This window comes from Dysgonomonadaceae bacterium zrk40, assembly GCA_016916535.1.
Classification (GTDB): Bacteria; Bacteroidota; Bacteroidia; order Bacteroidales; family Dysgonomonadaceae; genus Proteiniphilum.
In genome coordinates this window covers 2,031,727-2,053,404 of record CP070276.1, presented here as the reverse complement: position 1 = coordinate 2,053,404, position 21,678 = coordinate 2,031,727, and the positions used below count along the sequence as shown (strand labels likewise).

The window sequence follows — 21,678 nt, the reverse complement described above, 5'->3', positions numbered from 1 at the left end:
TCGCACATGTTCACTACAGCCTATAAATTTGTCCGTTTCGAGAAGTCCAAGAGCATGGGCATCCTCACGGCCATCATCATCAGCATCTACCTGATAGGCATCGAGCTGGGGATGTTCTTCTACCTGGCGAATCTGATCGGGGGACTGGTGGGAAATGCCAACCCGGACTATGCACAGGTGTTCGTGGTGAACCGGCAGACTGAGAACGCCAACCAACTCTCACCCTTCGACGTGCGATGGATCAACCAGCTGCGCAGCATCGAGGGGGTGGACGATACCCACGGCTTCGTGATTACTCCCGTCACGGTCAAATTCCCCAACGGCAAGGATGCCCCCGCCATGATTGTCGGATCAGTTTACCCTGCACTGGCGGCTGGACCCAGCTCAGGGCTGATTGAGAGTGGCTCGCTGCACGACCTGGCTGCACCGGAGATCGTGTCGACCGACTATTACGACAACAAGGCACTGCGATATGAGGTGCAAAGGGGTACCCGCTTCGAGATCAACGGAAAGGCAGCCACGGTGGGTGTCACCACACGACATGCCAAGGGGTTCAACGCACCACTGCTCTACACCACACTCGACAAGGCTCGTTATTACTCGGGACTGTCGGAAACAATGGTGAGCGGCATCATCGTCACCGTACGCAATCCTGAAATGATTGAACCGGTGGTCCGTCGCATCAACCAGACTGCACCCGACCTGAAGGCATGGCCTGCAGAGGAGCTCCGCACCGGAACCATCGTCAACGTGATGACCGCCAACAACATGGGCATGAGCTTTGCCACACTGGTCATCTTCGGAATCATCAGCGGCTTCTTCATCATCGGCCTCACCATGTACTCAGCTACCTACGACCGAATTAAGGATTACGGCACCCTCAAGGCGATTGGTGCCTCAGGCCGTTACATCACCCGCCTGGTGATCGCCCAGTCGTTGATCTACGCTGTGACCGGCTTCCTGGTATCACTCCTGCTGCTGTTCATCTCCAAAATCGGGATGGCCGGGGCCGGACTGATCATCAGCCTCTCACCGCCCCTGCTCACCTTCCTCTTTCTAATGACACTGCTGATCTCGGTAGGTAGCTCCTATTTCTCCATCAACAAACTGAGAAAGGTGGAACCCTCATCCGTATTCCGATAAATTGTGAAACTATGAAGAGATCAATCACCCTTTCACTGTTGCTGTCGTTGACCCTGTTTCTGCCGGCACAAGAGTTGCGTCCGGAACGGTTGACACTGGAAGAAACCATTGCCTACGCGCTGGAACATGCACCGGAGCGGATCAGACAGAAACTGATGGTGGATGAAGCGGCGATACGACTCAATGAAACCCGTCTGCAGCAGCTGCCCGACATCTACGCCTCCAGCGATCTGCGGCGCAATCTGATCATCCCCTCCACCCCGGTGCCGGCCCATCTCTTCGACCCCGATGCATCGGAGGGTGAACTGATGTACCTGCGGTTCAACACCACCTGGAACGCTTCGGCAGGCCTCAACCTCAGCTATGACCTCTTCAACCCCGAGAAGGTGAACAGCGTGGGCGAACAAAAGCAGCAGTTGAAGATTCAGCAATATGATGAGATGATATCGGAAAAGGAGCTACGGGAACAGATCGCCATTGCCTATGCCGAATGTGTGATCGCAAAGGAACAGCTCCGCTCCTGCAGACAGGATACATCCTATTATACCCTGCTACTGCGGAACGCCGGTGATCTCTACGAAAAAGAACAGCTCTCCCTGGTGGAGAAAAATGAGATACAAAAAGCCTATAACGAATCTGTGGCGAACTGCCTGCGTGCAGAAAAGATTGCAGCCGATACAGGGGCCAACCTGCTCTTCCTGGCGGGGGCTAAGGTCACATCCCAAACCGTAGCGGCGTTGCAGCTGGAAGAGGATATCCCTTCCCTGCTGGCTAAGGTGGATCAACCTGCATCCACAACTCTGACCGGGAAGGAGCTCGAAGTGATGAAGCAAAATGAGAGGATGTCGCTAGCAGCCTTGCGTACCCGTTCGGCAGAATGGAAGTATGCCCCCACTCTCACACTCAATGGCTACCTGGGTACCAACTATTACAACAATGATCTTCAGCTCTTTAACGACCGATACTGGCGTGGCAACAGCTACCTCGGCCTTTCGCTGAAGATACCCATCAGCCAGTCGCTGAGCACCGCCAAAGAGGTGTCACGACTCAGGCTGCAACAACGACTGGAAGAGGCAAGCCTGCTGGAGATACGCAACCGCCAGGAGAAGGAGCGGCTGGAAGAGGTGTCGCAGCTCGTGGTACTGCGTGAGAGCTATCGCCTCTGCGAAGAAAATCTGGTATTGAGTATGCAGAACCTTAAGGCAGCACAGATGCAATACGAAAAGGAGTATACCCTACAACAGCAACTACTCAGCGAGCAGCTGAAGGCACAACTTGCCTGGCAAAGCTACCTCCAGACCGCCTACGACCTGTTCACCGGACTGGTCTCCATGAAGCATTAAAAAACCCAATCCTGCTCCTTATGGTGCATGACTGGGTGAAGAATTGCGGAAAGAAAGGGATTCGAACCCTTGGTACCCGTGAGAGTACAACGGTTTTCGAGACCGCCCCGATCGACCACTCCGGCATCTTTCCTGTTCAGGTACAAAATTACACTTTTTCCGTGAAAAAAGTGCAACCCCGTAACCATTTATTGCTTCAATGACTTCAGTGCCTCCGCTGTGGCGTCCAGCAAAGGGTCGATGGAGATGGGTGCCCCCACGGCATGCTGCATCCATTGCTGGGGAATGATACTCCCTTGGGTGTACATCCGTTCGATCTCTTCTGCCAGGTTTTTCCCCTTCACCTGTTGCTCAATCTGGAAATCAATCAGGTGACCCATCGGGTAGTTGGGCAGGTAGAGCGGGTAATCAATCATGTGTGAGTAGATGCCGAGCAGCGTCTCATCCTCACCCCCCAGCACACCGGCATAGTAACTGTTCCAAACCTCTTTGGCAATGTCGATCACCGCCTCCTTGAGCTGCACCGCCGTGGCATCGGGATGTGCGTAAAGCCACTCCCATACACGAATATCGACCAGCGAGACACCCATGATCTCATAGGCGGACCAGAAACTGCTAAGGGCAAGCCAATACGCCTCGTCGGGGTTGCTGTTCTTCAGGCCCAGCAGCTCCAGGTCACGCTTCTGGAAGAGGAACGCAACCGCCTCGGTGAACGAGGTGTTGGGAACGCCGTTCAGCATGTAGTAATCCACATCGTTCATGGTGATGGTCTGTTCCACGTTGTGTCCAAACTCATGCACGGCGATGTTGTATCCCTTGTAATCCATCCCTCCCTCACCGATACGGGTACGTAGGCGGGAGAGGTCGTTCCGCATGGCGGCCCCCCAGGCGTGTCCGGCACCGCGGGAGGCGTCGACGGTGATCAGCGAGGTGATCTCCTTCGCTTTCTCAGGGTTCCAGCCCAGCTTCACCAGGATGTTGGGCAGGTCATTTCCCAGAGCCTCCGCATCGGGATATTTCTTTGAGGTGAGCGCTGTCAGCTGCTCCTCGGGGATTCCTTCACCGCCCTTGAAACCGTTGTACCAGATATCGAACGGCTCCAGCTCCCGTCCCAGGCGTGAGGCGATAAAGGAGGCCACCTCCTTCACCTGCGGTGAGGAGAGCAACCCCACGAAGAGCGCCTCCACATCTTTCTGCGGCACCTCCATGGTGCCGTCAAAGGCACGGGTCAGCTGGGTGGGATAATGGGGAGAGTAAGCGTCGAGCTGGCGCATGGCGAGGAAATTCTCCAGAAACACCTCATAGCGGCGCGTCTCTTCAGGGGTACCCTGTACGATCTCTCCGGCAGCGAAGAGCTCATTGGTCATCGGGTTCCAGGTGTGGGATCCATTGTTGATCACCTCCATCGGAATGGACTGGTCGATGATACGCTGCATCACCTTGTAAATCATGCGCTGCTTCTCCACTCCCCGCTCCTTGTCGGCATAGTTCGACTTCAGTTCGTCGCGCAACCCCCAGTGTGTGATCAGCTTCATCCCTTCGGGGAAGAGCTGTTCACCAGCATCGTTCCGCAGGTGATCCATCAAAATATTGTAGTCGGAGATATAAGCATCGGCCTCCGTCAATGTCTTGGAGATATCCTGCTGTATGGCTGCCGGCACACGTGAGATAAAGCGGTCCCCCATCCGGGCATAGGCCCACTCTTTCCTGCTCCATCCGGTGCCCAGCTCCGTCTTCTCCTCAAGAGAGTAGAAGGGGAAGTTGAGTGCGGTAAGGAAAGCAACTTTGTTGCCGTAGAGGTCGTCGGTAAGATGTGCCGACGCATCGTAGCTACCGAACATCATATCCACAGGTGTGATTGCAGGCCCCTCCAACTGCAACGGCATCTTGAGCTCCACATCCATCTTGTGAAAGTATCCGCCCATCACCTCGAAGTTGCGTTCCAGCGTAGTGAACAGCGTGACGAGTGCCGCCGTGTCGCCCACGAACGAGCTCTTGCAGAACTGTGCAAACGCTTCAGCGTCTCCATCCTGCTCTCGCCAGAGGGCAGCCACCTGCTCTACACCCCGTTCAATGCGGAATGCAGATGCCTCACCGAGCGAGTCATTCAATTGTGCGATCACCTCTTCGGCCTGTACCGGTGTGATATAGGTCGCCTGATTCATATCCTGATTCATCTTCTGATTGTTTGTACATGCCGCCAGTAGGGTTACCACCATGACAATGGCACTGAATGTGTTTAGCTTCATAAGACTCATTTTATTTCAAATATAGCACAATTTTCCGAATCAACCGAACGGCTGATGGCAAACATTTTATACTGCAAATGTGTTTCACCTACTGTGAATCACAAATACCCCACACAAATTCTCCTGATCTTATGAACCGACGAACATTTATCAAAAGCTCATCACTGGCGACGGCAGGATTGGCCGCCGGATTATCCGCTCCTCTATTTGCAAACGATCACGACAGGAAACTGAAGATCGGCCTGATCGGCAGTGGCTGGTACGGCATGGTAATCGCCAAGGCGGCACTGGAGGCCGGCGGCGTGGAGGTGATCGCTGTCGCCGATGTGGACAGCCAACATCTGGCGAACAGCCTGAACGAATTGGCATCACTGCAGGGCAGTCGTCCACAAGGGTTCAAGGACTACAGGGAGCTGCTGGAGACAAGTGGTCTCGAGGCGGTGTTGATCGGCACGGTTACTCACTGGCATGCACTTCAGTTCATCGCCGCCAACCGAAAAGGGCTGCCCGTCTATTGTGAAAAGCCTCTGGCCTACGACATCGAGGAGGGGAAGGCGATGGTGAAGGCGGCCCACGAGGCGGGCAACATCGTGCAGATAGGCTTTCAGCGGCGACAGAACAAGGCGTTCAGCAGGGCCAAGGAGCTGATCGGTGAAGGCAGGATCGGTAAGGTGCACCAGATAGAAGCACAGATACACTACAACCCCAATATTGATGACACCACCATCCAGGATCCGCCGGCATCGCTCGACTGGGATGCCTGGTGCGGCCCGGCACCCCTGCTGCCTTACAGTCCCTCTAAAGGACATATGTCGTGGCGTTTCGAGAAAGCCTATGGCAACGGTCACCTGGTGGACTGGGGCATTCACAACATCGACATCATCCGCACCATCATTGGGTACGACATGCCCACATCAATTGAAGCCCAGGGAGGCATCCATGCACTGCAGGGGCTGACCAACACCCCCGACACCTTGAGGGCGACGATGCAGTTCGGCGAGGTGCCACTCATCTGGCAGCATCGCCTCTGGGGCACGGGAGAGATGGATCCGCAGTACAACAACGGCATCTTCTTCCACGGTGAGAAGGGTACCCTCTTTGCTGCCGACAACCGGCTGGTGCTGAAGCCGGCGGGCCGCAACAGCCGACAGGAGGTGATGGAGATTCCCTCTCCCCGCATGCAAGAGGAGCATGTGGCTGAGTTCATCAGGGCCGTGAGAACCGGTAAGAGAGATCTGATCAGCTGCACCATTGACGATGCCTTCCGCTCCACCGCCACGGTGCAGCTGGCTATGATCGCCTACGAGACCGGCAGCAGTATAAAGTGGGATGCGGAGCGGCAGACCATCACCGGCAACGAGACAGGTGCAGCAATGCTCGCCAGACCTTACCGTGAAGGTTACAAGCGACCGTAGAATATTCAGAGTAACCATTTTACATATATGAAACCATCCATAACCCTTGCATGCATCCTTCTCACAACAGCACTAACCGCCCAGGAATGCGACATTGTTGCAGAGGGAGTCGTTCCACAAAAAGCGGGAACCGGCTACGCATTCACCGAAGGCCCCGCTGTGGCCAAAGATGGAAGTGTCTACTTCACCGACCAGCCCAACGACCGCATCTACCGCTGGGATGAACAGGAGGGCATCTCCCTCTGGCTGGAGGGTACCGAACGCTCCAATGGTTTGTACTTCAACCAAGAGGGGAAGCTGGTGGCTTGTGCCGATGCGCAGAACAGGATCATCCTCTTTGAGAACCGCGATAAGCGGAAGGTGCTCTTTGAGGATTACGAAGAGAAGCACCTCAATGGACCCAACGACCTCTGGATAGCACCCAATGGTGATATCTATTTCACAGATGCTTACTACCACCGTCCCTACTGGCCCGAAGGCTACAGCGAGATACAGGAAGCACGGGGGGTGTACCTCCTCACACCCGACGGGGAGGTGACTCGGTTGATCGACGACTACAAGCAACCCAACGGCATCATCGGCACCCCGGATGGCAAAACACTCTACGTGGCCGATATCGAGGACCGGAAAATCTGGCGATACGACATCCTGCCTGACGGCTCCCTGGAGAACAAGACCTACTTTGCTCCCCATGGGTCGGACGGAATGACCATCGACGACGGTGGAAACATCTACCTTACAATGGGAAAGGTGTGGGTCTACTCACCTGAAGGGAGGTTGATCAGTGAGATTGAAGTGCCGGAGAGTCCTTCCAACGTCTGTTTTGGCGGAGAAAAGCGTGACATCCTGTTCATCACTGCCCGCACATCGGTCTACATCCTGAAGATGAAGACGAGAGGGGTGCGATAAATGTTCCTACGAATCGACCAATAATGCAGAATGAAAAGGCAAAGAGCAGTAATTTTCCTATATTTGTAACAATCAAAAATCATTATAAAATTAACCGTAATGAATGAAATCGACAAGTATGTAAAAACCCACGAACAACGTTTCCTTGATGAACTGTTCGAATTGATCCGCATCCCATCCATCTCATCGCTTCCTGAGCACAAACCGGACATGTACCGTGCGGCCGAAAAATGGAAAGAGCTCCTGCTGGCTGCGGGTGCCGACAAGGCCGAGGTGATGGAGACCGACGGCAACCCGGTGACCTATGGAGAGAAGATCATCGACAAGAATGCCCCCACCGTACTGGTATACGCCCACATGGATGTGATGCCTGTGGACCCTGTTGAACTTTGGAAGACCAATCCATTTGAGCCGGTGGTGAAGGATGGCAAGATCTGGGCACGTGGTGCGGATGATGACAAGGGACAGGGCTTCATGCATGCCAAGGCGTTCGAGTACCTCGTACAATCGGGCACGTTGGCGTGCAACGTCAAGTTCCTCATCGAAGGAGAAGAGGAGGTGGGATCACCCAACCTGCCCAAGTTCTGCAAGCAACACAAGAAGATGTTGCAAGCCGACGTGATCCTGGTCTCCGACACCTCGATGATCGCCCCCGACGTGCCTTCCATCACCACGGGACTGCGTGGGCTGGCTTACTGGCAGGTAGAGGTGACAGGCCCCAACGTGGACCTGCACTCGGGACTCTTCGGCGGTGCCGTGGCCAACCCGATCAATGCGCTGGCAAAGATGATCGCACAGACGATGGACGACGATGGACGCATCCTGATCCCCGGTTTCTATGACGATGTGGTAGAGGTATCAAAAAAAGAGCGCAACTTGATGGCGAAGGCACCCTTCTCATTGAGCGACTATAAGAAAGCGCTTGACGTGAAGGAACTGTTCGGTGAGAAAGGATACAGCACCAACGAGCGCACCGGTATACGGCCTACCTTCGACGTCTGTGGTATCTGGGGCGGCTACACCGGTGAAGGTGCCAAAACGGTACTCCCGTCAAAAGCCTACGCCAAAATCAGTACTCGTCTGGTACCCAACCAGGACCACAACAAGATTGCAAAGCTCTTCGTGAAGTACTTTGAGTCGATCGCCCCCAAGTCGGTCAAGGTGAAGGTGGAGTACCTCCACGGAGGTCCATCCTACGTCTGTCCCATTGACCTGCCGGCCTACCAAGCGGCAGAGAAGGCATACAGCGAAGTCTACGGCAGGGAGCCGGTACCGGTCCGTTCCGGCGGCAGCATCCCCATCATCGCCTCCTTTGAGGAGATCCTCGGCATCAAGTCGGTGCTGATGGGCTTCGGTCTGGGATCTGATGCGATCCACTCCCCTAATGAGAACTTCCCGTTAGAGCAGTTCTACAACGGCATCCGCACCATACCCCTCTTCTACAAGCATTTTGCAGAGCAGTTGAAGAAGTAAGCACGATGTATCTTCACAAAAAAATGATTCCGCGGTGCCTGTATAACAGGAGGCTGCGGAATCATTTTTTGATATGCTGTTTGTCGAATCTCAGACAATCACATACGCCTCGTAGCGGGTGACCTCGGTGACCGGTGTGAGTGCCAGGTAGCCGGAGGTGATGTGGCCCTGTTGCACCCTGAGAGGATGCTCTTGCAGCATCTGATGATGATGGAACAGCGCACTGCCCGGCTTTTTAAAATAACCAACCCTAAAGGTTCCCTCACTATCCTCCTCCATGAATTGGTTGTGAAAGATGCGTGCCACCATTCCCATGTTCATCCGCATATTAATCTCCACGCATGGCTGGATTCGATATCCCTCCATGGTATCACAAATCATCATATCGACCCCTGCATATCCGGTGTAATGAGGAAAGCGGGCGGCAAGCCTTACTGTGAGTGACTCACGCAGTTGTTCCAGCAGAGCTCCGGGGATATCAGCGGAGAGTCTCTCCTTGATGCAGTGATCGGAGAGCAACTCGTTCCCAAGGTAGGCACCTGAGACAGCTGCCCTGAAAAGTGAGAAGCCGGCAAAGCGAGCTTTCCCTTCTTCGAGGTAGAACTCCATGGCGAAGTCCTTCACCCTGTTCAGTACCGGCTCTGCCACCACGCCCCCCTGCTCGCGGATCACCCGCCTGCACCAGTCGGTCTGTTTGTCGGTAATCCTGCCCAGCACACGAATCAATCCCTTGCCGCTGCCGGAGAGCGGCATCTTTAACAACTTATCCCCCGGTAAAGAGGAGAGATATCTCAACAGCTCTTCCAAAGAGGTGAAATGATGTGACTCGCCACAGAAGGCCGGTTCCGCTTCCTGAAGCTCCCGCAGCATCCGGACCGCATGTCGCCTGTCGGAACATTCCCGCAGTCGTAACAACTCATCGGTTGAAGGCAGGCGCTCCTCCTGCACCCCGCAGGAGATCAGTCGTTTTCGCAGGGCCGGGTTCCAGCCCCAGGGAAGGATGGGTTGGTTTGGATATTTGCTGATTTCAGTGGATGATAGCAGTGAAGAAGTGACCGGCAGCCACTGACGAACAGCTTCGAGGAGCAGGCGGTTTTGCTCCCCCTCAGCGACAACAGGTTCACCCACGCTGTACCACGCCGGCAGCAACGCCAGCTCAGCAGCCATAAGGGTAGCCGAGGCAGGCGGTGTGTAGTTGGGTGAAAAGTTGGCCAGCGCCAGGTCGTGCTCGGGATTGAACAGATGCATTCTCCTATTGGTACTCCTTAACCTCGATTTCCCCGTTGATTGCCAGCAGGGCGTTATCCGCCAGAGCACCCATCTCATCCTGTCCCGGGTAAACATGCACCGGTGCAATGCGGTAGACCCGCTCTATTACCAGGTTGCAGAACCACTTGCTGTTGGCAATGCCGCCGGTGATCAGAATCGCATCCACCTCACCTTTCAGCACGGTACCCATGGCACCGATCTCCTTCGCTACCTGATAGGCCATCGCCTCCAACACTTCACGGTGTTTCTTGTCTCCATCCTTCGCCTCACGTTCGGCAATGTAGGCATCGTTGGTACCCAGGTAAGCCATCATCCCCCCTTTGCCCACGATCATCTCCGACATCTTTTCGTAGCTGTAGATGCCGCTGAAAGCCACCTTCAGCAACTGGCCCACGGGCAGTGACCCGGTACGTTCGGGTGAGAAGGGACCGTCTCCATCCAGTCCCTGGTTCACATCCACCACCTTCCCCTTCTGATGGGCTCCCACGGTGATTCCGCCACCCAGGTGCACCACGATCAGATTGAGATCTTCATATTTCTTCATGATCGACTTGGCATGTGCACGGGCAATCGCTTTCTGGTTCAAGGCATGGAAGATTGATCTTCTCTCAAAAAGAGGATGACCGGAATAGCGGGCCAACGGCTGCAGCTCGTCCACAACCACCGGATCAGCAATGAAAGCCTCTGCCGAGGGAAGCAACTTGGCAATGTCATACGCAATCAGTGCCCCCAGGTTGCTCGCATGCTCGCCCCGCTTACATGCAAGCAGATCGTCGCGCATGGCATCGTTCACACGGTAGACGCCTGACGCGATGGGCTTCACCAAGCCCCCGCGACCGATTACGGCATCGATTGATTCCACCGGCACATCTGCGCTCTTCAACTCTTCATAGATGATATCCTTCCGGTATTCGTACTGATCGGTAATCTTTTCAAATCGTCGCAACACGTCGGGTGAATGCTTGATGGTTTTCAGGAAGATCACCTTCTCCTGCTGGTAGATGGCGATCTTGGTAGAAGTAGATCCCGGGTTGATTACCAGGATGCGGGTGTTGGTTGCCATAAGTTGCTGGTTTTGTGGTTATATTTTTTGCATGATTATCTGATCACGGCTCCCAAAGCCAGGGAGAGTAGTTTGCTGCGGTCGTTGTCCGACCGCGAGGTGAGCACGATGGGCACAGATGTCCCGGTCACAAGAGCCGCTGAGACGGCACCTCCCAGGAAGTTGAGCGCCTTGTAGAACATGTTTCCCGCCTCGATATCGGGAGAGAGGATCAGGTCCACGTCTCCGGCCACCTCCCCCTCAATGCCCTTCAACAATGCTGATTCGCGGTTAAAGGCGATATCGATGGCAAAAGGACCATCCACCACACAACCCGGCAACTCTCCGTTGCGGTTCATCTCTTTCAGTGCCGCAGCATGCAGCGTTGCCTCCATCTTCGGGTTCACCTTCTCCACCGCAGCGGCCACCGCTACCTTGGGGTTGACGATTCCCAGCCGGTGACAAAGCTTTACGGCGTTGAGCAGGATCTGTCTCTTACCTTCCAGGTCTGGTGCAATGTTCATCGCCGCATCGGTAAGGCCAAACACCTTGTGGTAGTAAGGCGTCTCGAAAAAGGCCACATGACTCAACAATCCATCGGTGTTTAGACCCTTCTCCTTGTCGAGCACCGCTTTCAGCAGATCGGCCGTACCCACATGCCCTTTCATAAGCATGCCGGCACGCCCCTCTCTCACTTTCGCTACGGCTATTTGGGCCGAAACGGCAGCGCCCTCACGGTTGTCCAGCACCTCCATCTCTCCGGTCGAAATACCTGCATGGCGGGATGAAGCTGCAATCTTCTCACTGTCACCAATCAGCAGGGGGGCTACGAATCCCTCCTGCATCGCATGATACAGGGAAATCAGCACATCCTCATCCTCTGCGGCTGCAACCGCAACGGTACATCTCCCTCTCTCTTTGGCGCGTTGCACCAGTTCCGACAAATCGTGAATCGGCATAATAGTAATATTGAAACTTGGTCCTTACAAAAGAACAAATTTTTTCGCATATTTCTCCCAATTCCACAGTTATTTTAAGCAAAAAGAAAATCAATTTTTGTGTATCACGATATAGCGATGCCTGTTAATCAACTTGTCGATATATGCAGTAGCAGCTCTTCTTTCCAGGATGAAGAGATACTTTAAGATGCGCTGCATGTTTTCACTAAAGTGCTGGTCATCGATCGACTCAGTTGCCCTCCGGATCAACCGTTTCAGATGATCCTCATCGGGGTTCACCTGTTCGAAATCATGCATAATCCTCAACAGTGTCTCGTCCCGATCCTCTCTACCGGAGAAGGGTTTCAGCGACAAGTTGTCGGTATACCTTTCCATACTTTCAATGTAGTCTATGCATCCGCCACCCCTCAGGGTATGAAAGAAGTAAATCCTGATCGTGTTGAATTGCGGCGCTCCTTCAATTTCGAAAACGAACCTGGGGATCCCTTGGTAGTAGAACCTGGATACCTGTTTGATTTCGGGGATATTCTTCCGTTTCAAGTCACTCTCGGTGACGACTACTCCCCGCTGGTTACTGAAAAAGATTCTCTTTGTTCCCATCTCTTATTTTTTTCTGTTGGTTAAAAAATGACAGGACAGGATCAAACCGGGTAGCGGCATCACGCATACGTGAAACGGTGAAAAGGCATAAAAAAAATCTTTCATAATGCTCATATTTAAAATGACAGCAGCATAAAAGATTGGCAGACTGCTTTTTTTGGACTGTTGTCCCGCATGCTGAACCACCGTGGCTTTGCTGCTCGGTTGGTATCCTGTCGGATTCCTGATGCTTATACAAAAATAGGCAATATATTCCTGATAACAAAGAAACGCGAGAAAAATGATTTGCGACTTAAGATATTAACAACTAAAAACAAGATTACCCTGCTAAGTGTCATGCTGACACAAAAAAGCCAGTATCCTGATAGTGTTCCTTTACGGGATGTGGCTATTGGGATACAGGCTCAGGGAAAAGAGAGTAGGGTGTTGATTACGCGTTCATAAATATTCGTTTCAACACAAGTAAAAACATATTCTTTATCAACTCCAGATTGTTTGTCTCCAACGCTCTGGCGGCATCAACCAAGGCGGGTCCATCGAATGAATCGCAATGAGCCGATGCGGGTTGAATGCCCAGGAATGAGAAAATGGCGATCAATGATAAAACGAACAGCGAACGCTGCAATCTTGTAGGTGACATGTCAATTCTTGTCTTCATACTTTTTTAATTTTTGGTTGTTGGGATTTTTCCTTTTATTTGTATCACAAAGGTATCCGCCAACCATCGCAAAATATGTCACCCAGGCGACATTGCATGTTATTTGGAGTTATTTAACAAGGGCTGATGGCTGATTGGAAATGACCGCAGAAAGACATCCCAAACGAGATCCATTTGGCAAAGTAAATTAACAATGTTAAATACCTGAATTCTAAAACTCAACTGTGTTAATTCTGTTTTATCTTTAACACCTCAATAGATTCATTAAGATGTTGGAAAGAGCTGACATAACTGCAAGTATAAAAGAGTACATTGTAAGGGAATCTTTTTCTCAGAAAGATAGTATTCGGGAGGAGACCTTAATATTTGACAATGGTTTACTCGATTCCATGGGCTTCCTTTTTTAATTGATTTCCTAAAGCAGGAATTTCAGATTGAGGTTCAGGACAGCGATCTGGTGGACGACAATTTTAGATCCATCAACAATATCGCAGCATTTGTAATCAAAAAATTGGAGCAAATAGAATAACGATCAGCGACTGTCGCTGTAGGTTTCTCACTAATATGGAGAAAAATGTCTGGATTGGTTGGGTTTTTTTCTGAATGTGAAACTGTTGATCCTTTAAATGTGCTTACACGGATGCTTACACGAATCAAGCACAGGGGATCGAGCCACAATGGAGTATATGTTTCAGGATGTGTCGGATTGGGTGAATGTCAGGGTGCTTCACAAGTGATCCAGGCAACAGACTCTCCCTGCACGAATGATGATGCGTCATTATGGATTGCATGGAGTGGGTCATTGTTTAACCGCACTGCATAGAGGTCAACGGTGTTTGATAAGGGAGATCACCTGAAATCGGATGGAGATGCTGAACTGGTTCTTCATCTGTATGAACTGTTTGGTTTGAAGTGCCTGCATATGATCAACGGACAATTTGCATTTTCCATCTGGGACACCGTGAAGAAGGAGTTGACACTTGCCCGCGACAGGGTGGGCATCTGTCCGTTGTACTACAGCCTTACAGTCGGGGGATTGGCTTTTGCATCCGAAATGAAAGCGCTATTTGAGTATCCGCATGTCACACCAAAAATTTCATCCAGCGCTCTCACGCAGATTACAACTTTCTGGACAACCTTGACCCCGAAAACAATTTTTGAAGGAGTCTCTGAGCTTTCACCCGGACACACTCTGAAAGTGAGTAGCGCGGGGTTGAGAATTGAATCCTATTGGGAATACCCGGTCTATATGCCGGAAGAGTATTCCACCGATTCGCTCGTAACTTCCATGGGTCTGTTTGATGAGCTCATGCGTGATGCAGTAGCCATCAGGACAAATCCGGGTCAGACATACGGAGCCTGTTTAAGCGGAGGACTGGACTCTTCCGTGATCATTGCCTACATGAAAAAGATTCACCCGGAGATTCCACTCGACACATTCTCCATTGGCTTTGCCAACCAGGGCTACGATGAGTCGTCCTATCAAAACATTGCAAACGAATTCTTCCGAACCAATCCACACAACCTGCTCTGTCACGATGCTGATATCGCTGCCCATTTCAGGGAAGTGGTATGGCATGCAGAAACCGCACTGTTGCGCAGTGCCCCTGTACCCATGTTTTTACTCTCTCAATTGATCGAGAAGAACCATTTCGGGACCGTACTTACCGGTGAAGGGTCGGATGAGATCCTGGGTGGCTACAATATTTACAAAGAGGCAATGATCAGGGAGTTCTGGGCGAAAGAGCCCTCGTCGAACTACAGGCCCCTGCTGCTGAAAAAACTCTACCCCTATTTGGCACAGATGGGGGACAGCAGCGAGATGGCACTGAAAATGTTCTTCGGATACAAGTTGGGAGAAACCTCATCTCCACTCTATTCTCATCTGTTGCGATGGAACAATTCAGCGCGTATCAGGAATTATTTCTCGCACAATCTAAAAGCGGAGACTGCTGATTACAATCCCGTGGAGGAACTTTCAGAAAAGGTGAGGTCCAAACTGAGCGGGGTTGATCTCTTGTCACGTGCCCAATGGCTTGAAGCAACCATCTTCACCTCCGGATACCTCCTCTCTTCACAGGGTGAACGAATGGGCATGGCCCACTCGGTGGAGGGACGATATCCTTTTATGGATCATCGGGTGATCGATTTCTGCATGCGATTGAGGCCCTCTTACAAATTGAAGGGGCTGGAAGAGAAATATCTGTTGAAAAAGTTGATGAGCGACAGGCTGCCCCGGGAGATTGTGGCCAGGAGAAAACAGCCTTACAGGGCTCCTGTCGCCTCTTCCTTTGGTCAGACATACCTCTCCGGCAGCTTGCAGGAGCTGCTTGCAAAAGAAAAGATCGTCGCAACCGGTATTTTCGATTATGAGAAGGTGAAGATGCTGCTGGATAAGATGAAACTGATGCAGCACATCACCGAAATTGACGGCATGGCATTCCTGGCTATATTGTCGACCCAGATCTTGAATTCCTGCTTTGTGGAGAGGTCTGTACCCCCGTTGAGGGAATCGGAGCTGGTACCCTTGAACAGGGTTGTTTTTGCCGGTAAACATCAAAATGCGTAATGCTATGAATGTGGAGAATGCGAAAAAGGAATTGACACCTGATCTTCTTTACATAGAAGATATCGAACGTGTATGCAACGAGATGGCATTGAAACTGCATGACACCGTGGTGCATCAGTTGAACCGCAAGGGAGCGGTCGTGGGCATTAGCGGAGGCATCGATTCATCGACAACACTGGCCTTGTCAGTGAAGGCATTTGGTGCTGAAAATGTGCTGGGAGTAATATTGCCGGAAACAGAATCAAGTTCTGACAGCGAATTGATGGCCAGGCGACTGGCCGCTCGGTTCGGGATAGAGGCTGTTGTGGAGCACATTACCGATGCCCTCAGGGGCTTCGGATGCTATGAACGCCGCAACCAGGCAATAAAAAAAGCTATTCCGGAGTTCAACCCCCTCACTGACAAGTCCAAAATCGTCATCAACCAATCGGCGGAGAGGAACATCCCCCCTCTCTTTTCCGTGACGGTTGTGAGTCCCAACGGTGAAGAGAAAAGGAAAGTGCTTTCCAGGAAAGACTACCTGCAAATTGTGGCATCCTCTAATTTCAAGCAACGTACAAGGATGTCAATGCTCTATTATTATGCCGAAACTCTTTACTATGCGGTGATAGATACCCCCAACAAGCAAGAGGTGGAGCAGGGTTTCTTTGTTAAACATGGAGATGGCGGAGCAGATGTGATGCCGTTAGCCCATCTCTACAAAACACAGGTCTATCAACTGGCCAAGCACCTGGGTGTTCCAGGGGAAATCATTGACAGGATACCCACAACCGATACCTATAGCGCGGAACAAACACAGGAAGAGTTCTTCTTCCAGATGCCGTACAGCATGGTGGATCTGATCACTTACGGGGTGGAGAACAATTACAGTGTGCAGGAAATTGCTGCATCGGTCGGTAAAACTGAGGAGGAGACCGGCAATATCATTGCAAGCCTGAAAAGAAAAAGAAAGACAACTGCATATTTACGATCGGGACCACTTTACTTTTGAACCCATCCGATAATGTTATTGCCATGAATCTGTTCGACTATCTGTTCAGCGAGAGCAAGGAGATGGATAAAAAATTCATCATGAATGAAGGTGAAGAGCTCTCTTTCAAAGATCTCTATGAACGGTCACTGACTCTCGCAAACTACCTTTCAGGAAGATTGGGCACAGAGCACAAAATTCTGCTGATCAGTCAGAACTCTCGCTTTTTCATCACCTGTTATCTGGCAATCATCAAGTCGGGTAATGTGTGTGTGCCACTCAACCCTTCCGTAGAACAGGAGAACCTGGATTACATCGCAGATGCAACAGGTTGTAATTGGTCATTCGTGTCTGACAAGTCATTGAAAAGACTCTCTCTCAGGGGTGAGACATGCAACGAGTCGCGTCTGGAAGAGATCCTGCGATCAGTGGATGGGAGCAACGCAAACAGTAAAAGAGACCTTTCGGAGATAAGTGCTTTTGATGAAAGCAGACTGGCCGAGATTCTCTTTACCTCAGGATCCACAGGACTGCCCAAAGGGGTGATGCTGACCCACCTGAACCTCCGGGCCAACACGGAGTCGATCCTATCCTATTTAAAGCTCAACTCAGGCGATTCCATCCTGCTGGTGCTGCCTCTCTACTACTGTTATGGATTGTCGGTGCTGCATACCCACCTCAAAGTGGGAGCATCCATCCTGCTGAACAACAATTTTGTTTTGCTGGGAAGCGTAATCGACAATTTGGTAAAATATGAATTAAGCGGTTTTGCAGGCGTTCCAAGTCATTTTCAGATGTTGCTGCGGAAATCACTCACCTTCAAAACCACACGATTCACCCATTTGCGCTATGTCACCCAGGCAGGAGGCAAACTGCATGAAGCATTCATCGAGGAATTTGTCTCTGCTTTTCCTGACATCGATTTTTTTGTGATGTACGGACAAACCGAAGCAACGGCACGGCTGACCTACCTGCCTTCCGCATCGCTGAAACAGAAAATGGGCTCTGTCGGTATTCCCATCCCCGGCGTTACACTGGATATCGTGGATCATCATGGCCAACCCACGAAAGCAGGGGAAGCAGGTGAAATTATTGCAAAAGGGAAGAACATCATGAGCAGGTATTATAACGATCCGGCCGGCACGAGCGAAACATTGATAGATGGCTGGCTCTACACCGGTGACCTGGGTTATTTCGACAAGGATGGGTTTCTCTTTCTGACTGCCCGTAAGAAAGGGATTTTGAAAATCGGGGGGCATCGCATCAGTCCCAAAGAGATTGAGGAGGTGATCGTATCAATCCCTGAAGTGGTGGACTGTACGGTGACAGCTGTTGAGGATGAGTTGCTGGGTGAGGCTATCAGAGCATTGGTAGTTGTTAATGAAGGTTGTGATCGGGATGACCTGAGGGATAAAATAAAGAGATGCTGCAAACAAAAACTTGCCTGCAATAAGATGCCGAAAATAATTGAATTTTCTTTGTTGTTTGATCTCAATGCCATCGGTAAAAAGGTGATGCATGATGCATCACACCCCATCACAAGGGATCAAAGACCTTAAAAAACGATGTGCGTATGAACAGGAACATTGCTATCAGCAAATCTGCAATCATTGGAAACCATGTGCAGATAGGGAGAAACACCATTATTCATGATCATGTTGAGATCATGGATCATGCCATCATCGGGGATAACTGTATCATTGGTGAGCCGAATGTCCATTTCTACAAAAATGAGAGCTACGTGAATCCCAGAACAGAGATTGGCCCCTATTCGCTTATCAGAAGCGGTTCAGATATCTATTCGGGGAGCCTCTTTGGGGAGTACTTCACCACCGGCAACATGGTTTCCATCAGAGAGAAATCGGTTTTCGGGAAACACTGCTCGGTGGGGACCTTCAGTGATGTGCAGGGTGATGTGACATTTGGGGACTATTGTCGTTTGAACAGTCACGTGCAGATTGCAAGCAAGTGCCTCTTCGGAAGCTTCGTCTTCATCTACCCCATCGTCGTTTTCACCAATGACCCCCTGCCCCCTTCCAATCATCTGATGGGCACAACCGTGGGTCATTTTTCACAAATAGCTGCAGGCTCAATCATCTTACCCGGATTGACCATTGGGAAGCATTGTCTGATCGGGGCCAAGTCGCTTATCAACAAAAATGTGCCCGATTTTGAGTTCCATGCAGGGAATCCTGCGATACGCATAGGGAAAGTGACCCACCTCTGGTCGAAGGAAGAGAAAAGGCCGCATTACCCCTGGCCCTATAATTTTGACATAAACCTGCCATGGAGTGAAATGGGATTTGATACCTGGACAAAAACCGAAGAGGGGAAAATCTATGCACTCTGAATTGGAGTACAGATTCCCTGCGCTGTCTCTACTCAGCGACAGCTCTTCAGTAATGTTATTCAGACAATAGTTGCTGTGCTGCCAGCACCAGGAACATGTAGTGGGAGGAGCCTCCGCCCATCACATATTCCACCTGCTGCCACAGGAAGGGGAACTCCAGCAGTTCGGGAAAGTCGGGACGGATTAGCGCCGTACCGGAAACCACTCCCCCGGGGATATAGGACCAGTCCGCTCGATTCAACCCATACCCCACCGTGGCCGACCGGGCACCCACTCCTGAGGCAAACGACGCAGTGTTGGAACCGGGGTGACATCCCAGAATGAAGTTAAGGGCGTTGTAGATGAACTCCGGACCGAAGATGTCGGGATAGGCGGTGTGAAGGAAGTAGTGGTTGTAACCAAAACGCTGTATATCCCAGCCGGCACCCCAGATATTGGGCCGATAAGGAACGCCGTAAGGTGTTTCTGCGCCCTGTTCCTCCAGCTGATCGCGAAAGCCCAGCAGGGCATCTCGGACCGCTTTGGAGAACCGGGCATCGTTCATCTTCTGCTCGGCACGACCCACGAACCAGCCCACACGTTCAATGTTATCCGCTATAAATTCACGCTCCTGCAAAAGAACGTTCCTGTATTGCTCTTCATCGGTGGTCAGGTAGAGTTCCGTTGCGGCGTGCAGTTTCGATGCTTTCGATGGTGCTGCCACAGGCGTCCTGTCGAACAGTTCGCGGGCAACCTCCAGAGCCTGGACACTCAGCGTATCGTTAAAACCTTTCAACACACGTGAGGTGGCGGCCAGCTGAGCGGCAGTGGTCAACTCACGGGTGGGGTTCTCCTCTGTGAAGACCCAACGATCGTCTCCGTTCCCGGGGTTGTTGTCGGTCATCGCACCCGCATCACCCAGCATGACATATTGTCGGAGGTCATTGCAGATGATGCCGCGATACAATCGGCCCAGGGCGCGGTATCCGCCCACCACACTCAACGCACCATGCTCAATCTGCTGCAGCATGTCAGGTTTTCCATCCGGCTGATGGATCTCAACCACTCGTGAGCTCTGGTCAATGGCGGTGGCATCATACTGCTTGCCGAATGCTTCATAGGCCAATGCCAGGATATAGGTCTCACCCGCCTGCGACTCCACGCGCAGGTCGAAGTCCCCCGCGTCGTGCCAGCCACCGACATTCAATCCCGCCACCTGATCACCAGGGTTGAACTTCGTAAGGGTAGAGGGACCCTGCACATAGCCGTCGATGTGGTTGAAGTCGACGGGAGCCATACGGGCGTCATCCATGTGACAGAAATCATGCCACACACGATATTTCTCATTCACCCGCAGGTGGCACATCTGCACAGGCAGGAAATACTCCAGCACCGGCTGCCAGACGCCTCGATCGTAAACATCACCCGCTATGCGGAACACCGAAGAACGTGAATCTCCGTAACCCACCTGATAAAGGCCCTCCTCTTTCACTTCCGAGAAATCGAACTTGAGGTAGTTGTATCGCAAAAATTTGCCCCACTCTGAGGCAGGTGCAGCCGCGACCTCCTGCCTGCCCTCTTCCGTGATCCGATAGAGCACCGCCTGGAGGCGCTTCGTTTCCCTGTTGTCCAGCTCAATCACTGCAACCTTGGGCTGAGCGGGGTGGTACCCCACCTGCGAGGTCTGTATCACCGGTCGGTAGAGCCACTCCTCCACCACATTGGGTGTGATCACCCACTCAATGGCACCATCGGTCTTTCTGGCAGGGACCTCACTTCGGAGCACGAACCAGCCGTTGTTGTGGTTCATACGACCATCGTACAGTTTCAGGTTTGTGCCCTTCGACTCGATGGTGAATCGGTTGTAGGGATCATCGGGGCGCACCGTGAATCGCTTTCCCACGGCATAGGGCTCCGAGACAATATCATCGGCGATGATGGGACTGTAGCCTGTACCGCTCAGCTGCGCCACCGAAGCTTTTCCGCCGGGGTTGTAATCGCCCTGATGGGGATGGTTTGATGGTTCCTGCAGCGTGGGACCGTTGGGCTGCTGGGGGAAGAAGCCGCTCTGCCCGTCCATGATCCATGGCTTCCCGAAGAGCGTGCCGGGAAAGAGCTCCAGGTTGAACCCCACCTTGCCGAGGAACTTCTCGGGAACAGGCCGGTCCAGGTCTACGGTGACCACTACTGCTGCTCCGTCACCCCGTACGCTCACCTTGTAGTGGAACATGAAATCGGGATATATCATCGGATTGAAGCCTGTCATATGACGGGCAGAATCGGGAAAGGTGAGATGGGCTGTGATGCTGTTGGCATCGATATCAGCATCCCGTCTGTTTTGTTTGGGAACGGGCTGCCATTGCCCCGGCGTCGGCTCCAGGCGGATGTCACCGTTGGTAGCCACCCGGTTGCCATGCATGATGAGCGACACCCCACCCTGGTGTCCCTCGGGGTAGATATCGTCGTAAGCCATCACCTCGACCCCTTTGTTTTGGAAATATCCGGATTTCCCTAATTGAAACTCCTGCGCTCTCAGCGAGGGGAAGATCATCAGGCTGCAAATTCCTGTCAGAAAGAAAAAAATTGTTTTGTTCATGGTCTATCCCTTGTGTTGTATTGGTACGTAAGATCTCATGGATGAGTCATCAGACCCGGTGACAAAGATATATTTATATGCGCGTAAAAAAAAATTTATGTTTTGTGAATTTATTTTTATGTTTCAGTAAAAAATTAATAATATTTGTGAATAC

16 protein-coding genes, 1 tRNA gene and 1 riboswitch are annotated in these 21,678 nt (G+C 51.9%); of the genes, 9 read left to right on the top strand and 8 right to left on the bottom strand.

Going from position 1 to position 21,678, the window contains the following annotated elements:
• The first annotated feature begins 6 nt into the window (after positions 1-6).
• Positions 7-1,143, top strand: coding sequence for an FtsX-like permease family protein (locus tag JS578_08590; GenBank protein QRX62946.1), 1,137 nt, complete (start codon positions 7-9; stop codon positions 1,141-1,143).
• A gap of 11 nt (positions 1,144-1,154) precedes the next feature.
• Complete coding sequence (locus JS578_08585) at positions 1,155-2,486, top strand: TolC family protein (protein ID QRX62945.1); 1,332 nt, start codon at positions 1,155-1,157, stop codon at positions 2,484-2,486.
• Between the two features lie 46 nt (positions 2,487-2,532).
• Here JS578_08585 and JS578_08580 read toward each other — a convergent pair.
• Both JS578_08580 and JS578_08575 read right to left on the bottom strand, forming a co-directional pair.
• A tRNA-Ser gene (locus tag JS578_08580) sits at positions 2,533-2,619 on the bottom strand.
• 55 nt (positions 2,620-2,674) lie between these two features.
• A complete protein-coding gene (locus JS578_08575) occupies positions 2,675-4,735 on the bottom strand; it encodes a hypothetical protein (protein ID QRX62944.1) in 2,061 nt (686 codons plus the stop codon).
• 131 nt (positions 4,736-4,866) lie between these two features.
• Between JS578_08575 and JS578_08570 the strand changes: the two genes are divergently transcribed.
• The 3 genes from JS578_08570 to JS578_08560 all read left to right on the top strand — a co-directional run bounded on the left by JS578_08570 (position 4,867) and on the right by JS578_08560 (position 8,532).
• Complete coding sequence (locus JS578_08570) at positions 4,867-6,150, top strand: Gfo/Idh/MocA family oxidoreductase (protein QRX62943.1); 1,284 nt, start codon at positions 4,867-4,869, stop codon at positions 6,148-6,150.
• 27 nt (positions 6,151-6,177) lie between these two features.
• On the top strand, positions 6,178-7,059 hold the full coding sequence (locus tag JS578_08565; GenBank protein QRX62942.1) for an SMP-30/gluconolactonase/LRE family protein: 882 nt from the start codon (positions 6,178-6,180) through the stop codon (positions 7,057-7,059).
• Positions 7,060-7,158: 99 nt separating this feature from the next.
• Positions 7,159-8,532 carry a dipeptidase gene (locus JS578_08560; GenBank protein ID QRX62941.1) on the top strand — a complete coding sequence of 458 codons (1,374 nt, stop codon included), beginning with the start codon at positions 7,159-7,161 and terminating at the stop codon, positions 8,530-8,532.
• 90 nt (positions 8,533-8,622) lie between these two features.
• On the opposite strand, the gene JS578_08555 is transcribed toward JS578_08560, so the two are convergent.
• The 5 genes from JS578_08555 to JS578_08535 form a co-directional block, all read right to left on the bottom strand.
• Positions 8,623-9,780 carry a hypothetical protein gene (locus tag JS578_08555; protein ID QRX62940.1) on the bottom strand — a complete coding sequence of 386 codons (1,158 nt, stop codon included), beginning with the start codon at positions 9,778-9,780 and terminating at the stop codon, positions 8,623-8,625.
• A gap of 4 nt (positions 9,781-9,784) precedes the next feature.
• Complete coding sequence (buk, locus tag JS578_08550) at positions 9,785-10,864, bottom strand: butyrate kinase (protein ID QRX62939.1); 1,080 nt, start codon at positions 10,862-10,864, stop codon at positions 9,785-9,787.
• Positions 10,865-10,899: 35 nt separating this feature from the next.
• Positions 10,900-11,802, bottom strand: coding sequence for a bifunctional enoyl-CoA hydratase/phosphate acetyltransferase (locus JS578_08545; protein ID QRX62938.1), 903 nt, complete (start codon positions 11,800-11,802; stop codon positions 10,900-10,902).
• A 90-nt stretch (positions 11,803-11,892) separates the two neighbouring features.
• Complete coding sequence (locus JS578_08540; GenBank protein ID QRX62937.1) at positions 11,893-12,402, bottom strand: hypothetical protein; 510 nt, start codon at positions 12,400-12,402, stop codon at positions 11,893-11,895.
• A gap of 143 nt (positions 12,403-12,545) precedes the next feature.
• Positions 12,546-12,637, bottom strand: a riboswitch (SAM riboswitch).
• Between the two features lie 195 nt (positions 12,638-12,832).
• Complete coding sequence (locus JS578_08535) at positions 12,833-13,060, bottom strand: hypothetical protein (GenBank protein QRX62936.1); 228 nt, start codon at positions 13,058-13,060, stop codon at positions 12,833-12,835.
• A gap of 832 nt (positions 13,061-13,892) precedes the next feature.
• Here JS578_08535 and asnB point away from each other — a divergent pair.
• From asnB to JS578_08515, 4 genes are read left to right on the top strand one after another with little or no spacing between them, the layout of a single operon-like run.
• Positions 13,893-15,629: an asparagine synthase (glutamine-hydrolyzing) gene (asnB, locus tag JS578_08530; GenBank protein QRX62935.1), complete on the top strand. Its 1,737-nt coding sequence runs from the start codon at positions 13,893-13,895 to the stop codon at positions 15,627-15,629.
• A gap of 4 nt (positions 15,630-15,633) precedes the next feature.
• Positions 15,634-16,620, top strand: coding sequence for an NAD(+) synthase (nadE, locus tag JS578_08525; protein QRX62934.1), 987 nt, complete (start codon positions 15,634-15,636; stop codon positions 16,618-16,620).
• Between the two features lie 23 nt (positions 16,621-16,643).
• A complete protein-coding gene (locus JS578_08520) occupies positions 16,644-18,158 on the top strand; it encodes an AMP-binding protein (protein ID QRX62933.1) in 1,515 nt (504 codons plus the stop codon).
• Positions 18,159-18,172: 14 nt separating this feature from the next.
• Positions 18,173-18,949 carry a hypothetical protein gene (locus tag JS578_08515; protein ID QRX62932.1) on the top strand — a complete coding sequence of 259 codons (777 nt, stop codon included), beginning with the start codon at positions 18,173-18,175 and terminating at the stop codon, positions 18,947-18,949.
• A 55-nt stretch (positions 18,950-19,004) separates the two neighbouring features.
• On the opposite strand, the gene JS578_08510 is transcribed toward JS578_08515, so the two are convergent.
• Positions 19,005-21,524 carry a glycoside hydrolase family 9 protein gene (locus tag JS578_08510; GenBank protein QRX62931.1) on the bottom strand — a complete coding sequence of 840 codons (2,520 nt, stop codon included), beginning with the start codon at positions 21,522-21,524 and terminating at the stop codon, positions 19,005-19,007.
• Between the last annotated feature and the right edge of the window lie 154 nt (positions 21,525-21,678).

Excerpts from the sequence above, each read along its gene's own strand:
- buk (QRX62939.1), bottom strand. The coding sequence starts at position 10,864 with ATGGCAACCAACACCCGCATCCTGGTAATCAACCCGGGATCTACTTCT.
- JS578_08510 (QRX62931.1), bottom strand. The coding sequence starts at position 21,524 with ATGAACAAAACAATTTTTTTCTTTCTGACAGGAATTTGCAGCCTGATG.
- JS578_08535 (QRX62936.1), bottom strand. The coding sequence starts at position 13,060 with ATGAAGACAAGAATTGACATGTCACCTACAAGATTGCAGCGTTCGCTG.
- JS578_08560 (QRX62941.1), top strand. The coding sequence starts at position 7,159 with ATGAATGAAATCGACAAGTATGTAAAAACCCACGAACAACGTTTCCTT.
- JS578_08565 (QRX62942.1), top strand. The coding sequence starts at position 6,178 with ATGAAACCATCCATAACCCTTGCATGCATCCTTCTCACAACAGCACTA.
- JS578_08590 (QRX62946.1), top strand. The coding sequence starts at position 7 with ATGTTCACTACAGCCTATAAATTTGTCCGTTTCGAGAAGTCCAAGAGC.
- JS578_08515 (QRX62932.1), top strand. The coding sequence starts at position 18,173 with ATGAACAGGAACATTGCTATCAGCAAATCTGCAATCATTGGAAACCAT.
- JS578_08545 (QRX62938.1), bottom strand. The coding sequence starts at position 11,802 with ATGCCGATTCACGATTTGTCGGAACTGGTGCAACGCGCCAAAGAGAGA.
- nadE (QRX62934.1), top strand. The coding sequence starts at position 15,634 with ATGAATGTGGAGAATGCGAAAAAGGAATTGACACCTGATCTTCTTTAC.
- JS578_08555 (QRX62940.1), bottom strand. The coding sequence starts at position 9,780 with ATGCATCTGTTCAATCCCGAGCACGACCTGGCGCTGGCCAACTTTTCA.
- JS578_08585 (QRX62945.1), top strand. The coding sequence starts at position 1,155 with ATGAAGAGATCAATCACCCTTTCACTGTTGCTGTCGTTGACCCTGTTT.
- JS578_08540 (QRX62937.1), bottom strand. The coding sequence starts at position 12,402 with ATGGGAACAAAGAGAATCTTTTTCAGTAACCAGCGGGGAGTAGTCGTC.
- JS578_08520 (QRX62933.1), top strand. The coding sequence starts at position 16,644 with ATGAATCTGTTCGACTATCTGTTCAGCGAGAGCAAGGAGATGGATAAA.
- JS578_08575 (QRX62944.1), bottom strand. The coding sequence starts at position 4,735 with ATGAAGCTAAACACATTCAGTGCCATTGTCATGGTGGTAACCCTACTG.
- JS578_08570 (QRX62943.1), top strand. The coding sequence starts at position 4,867 with ATGAACCGACGAACATTTATCAAAAGCTCATCACTGGCGACGGCAGGA.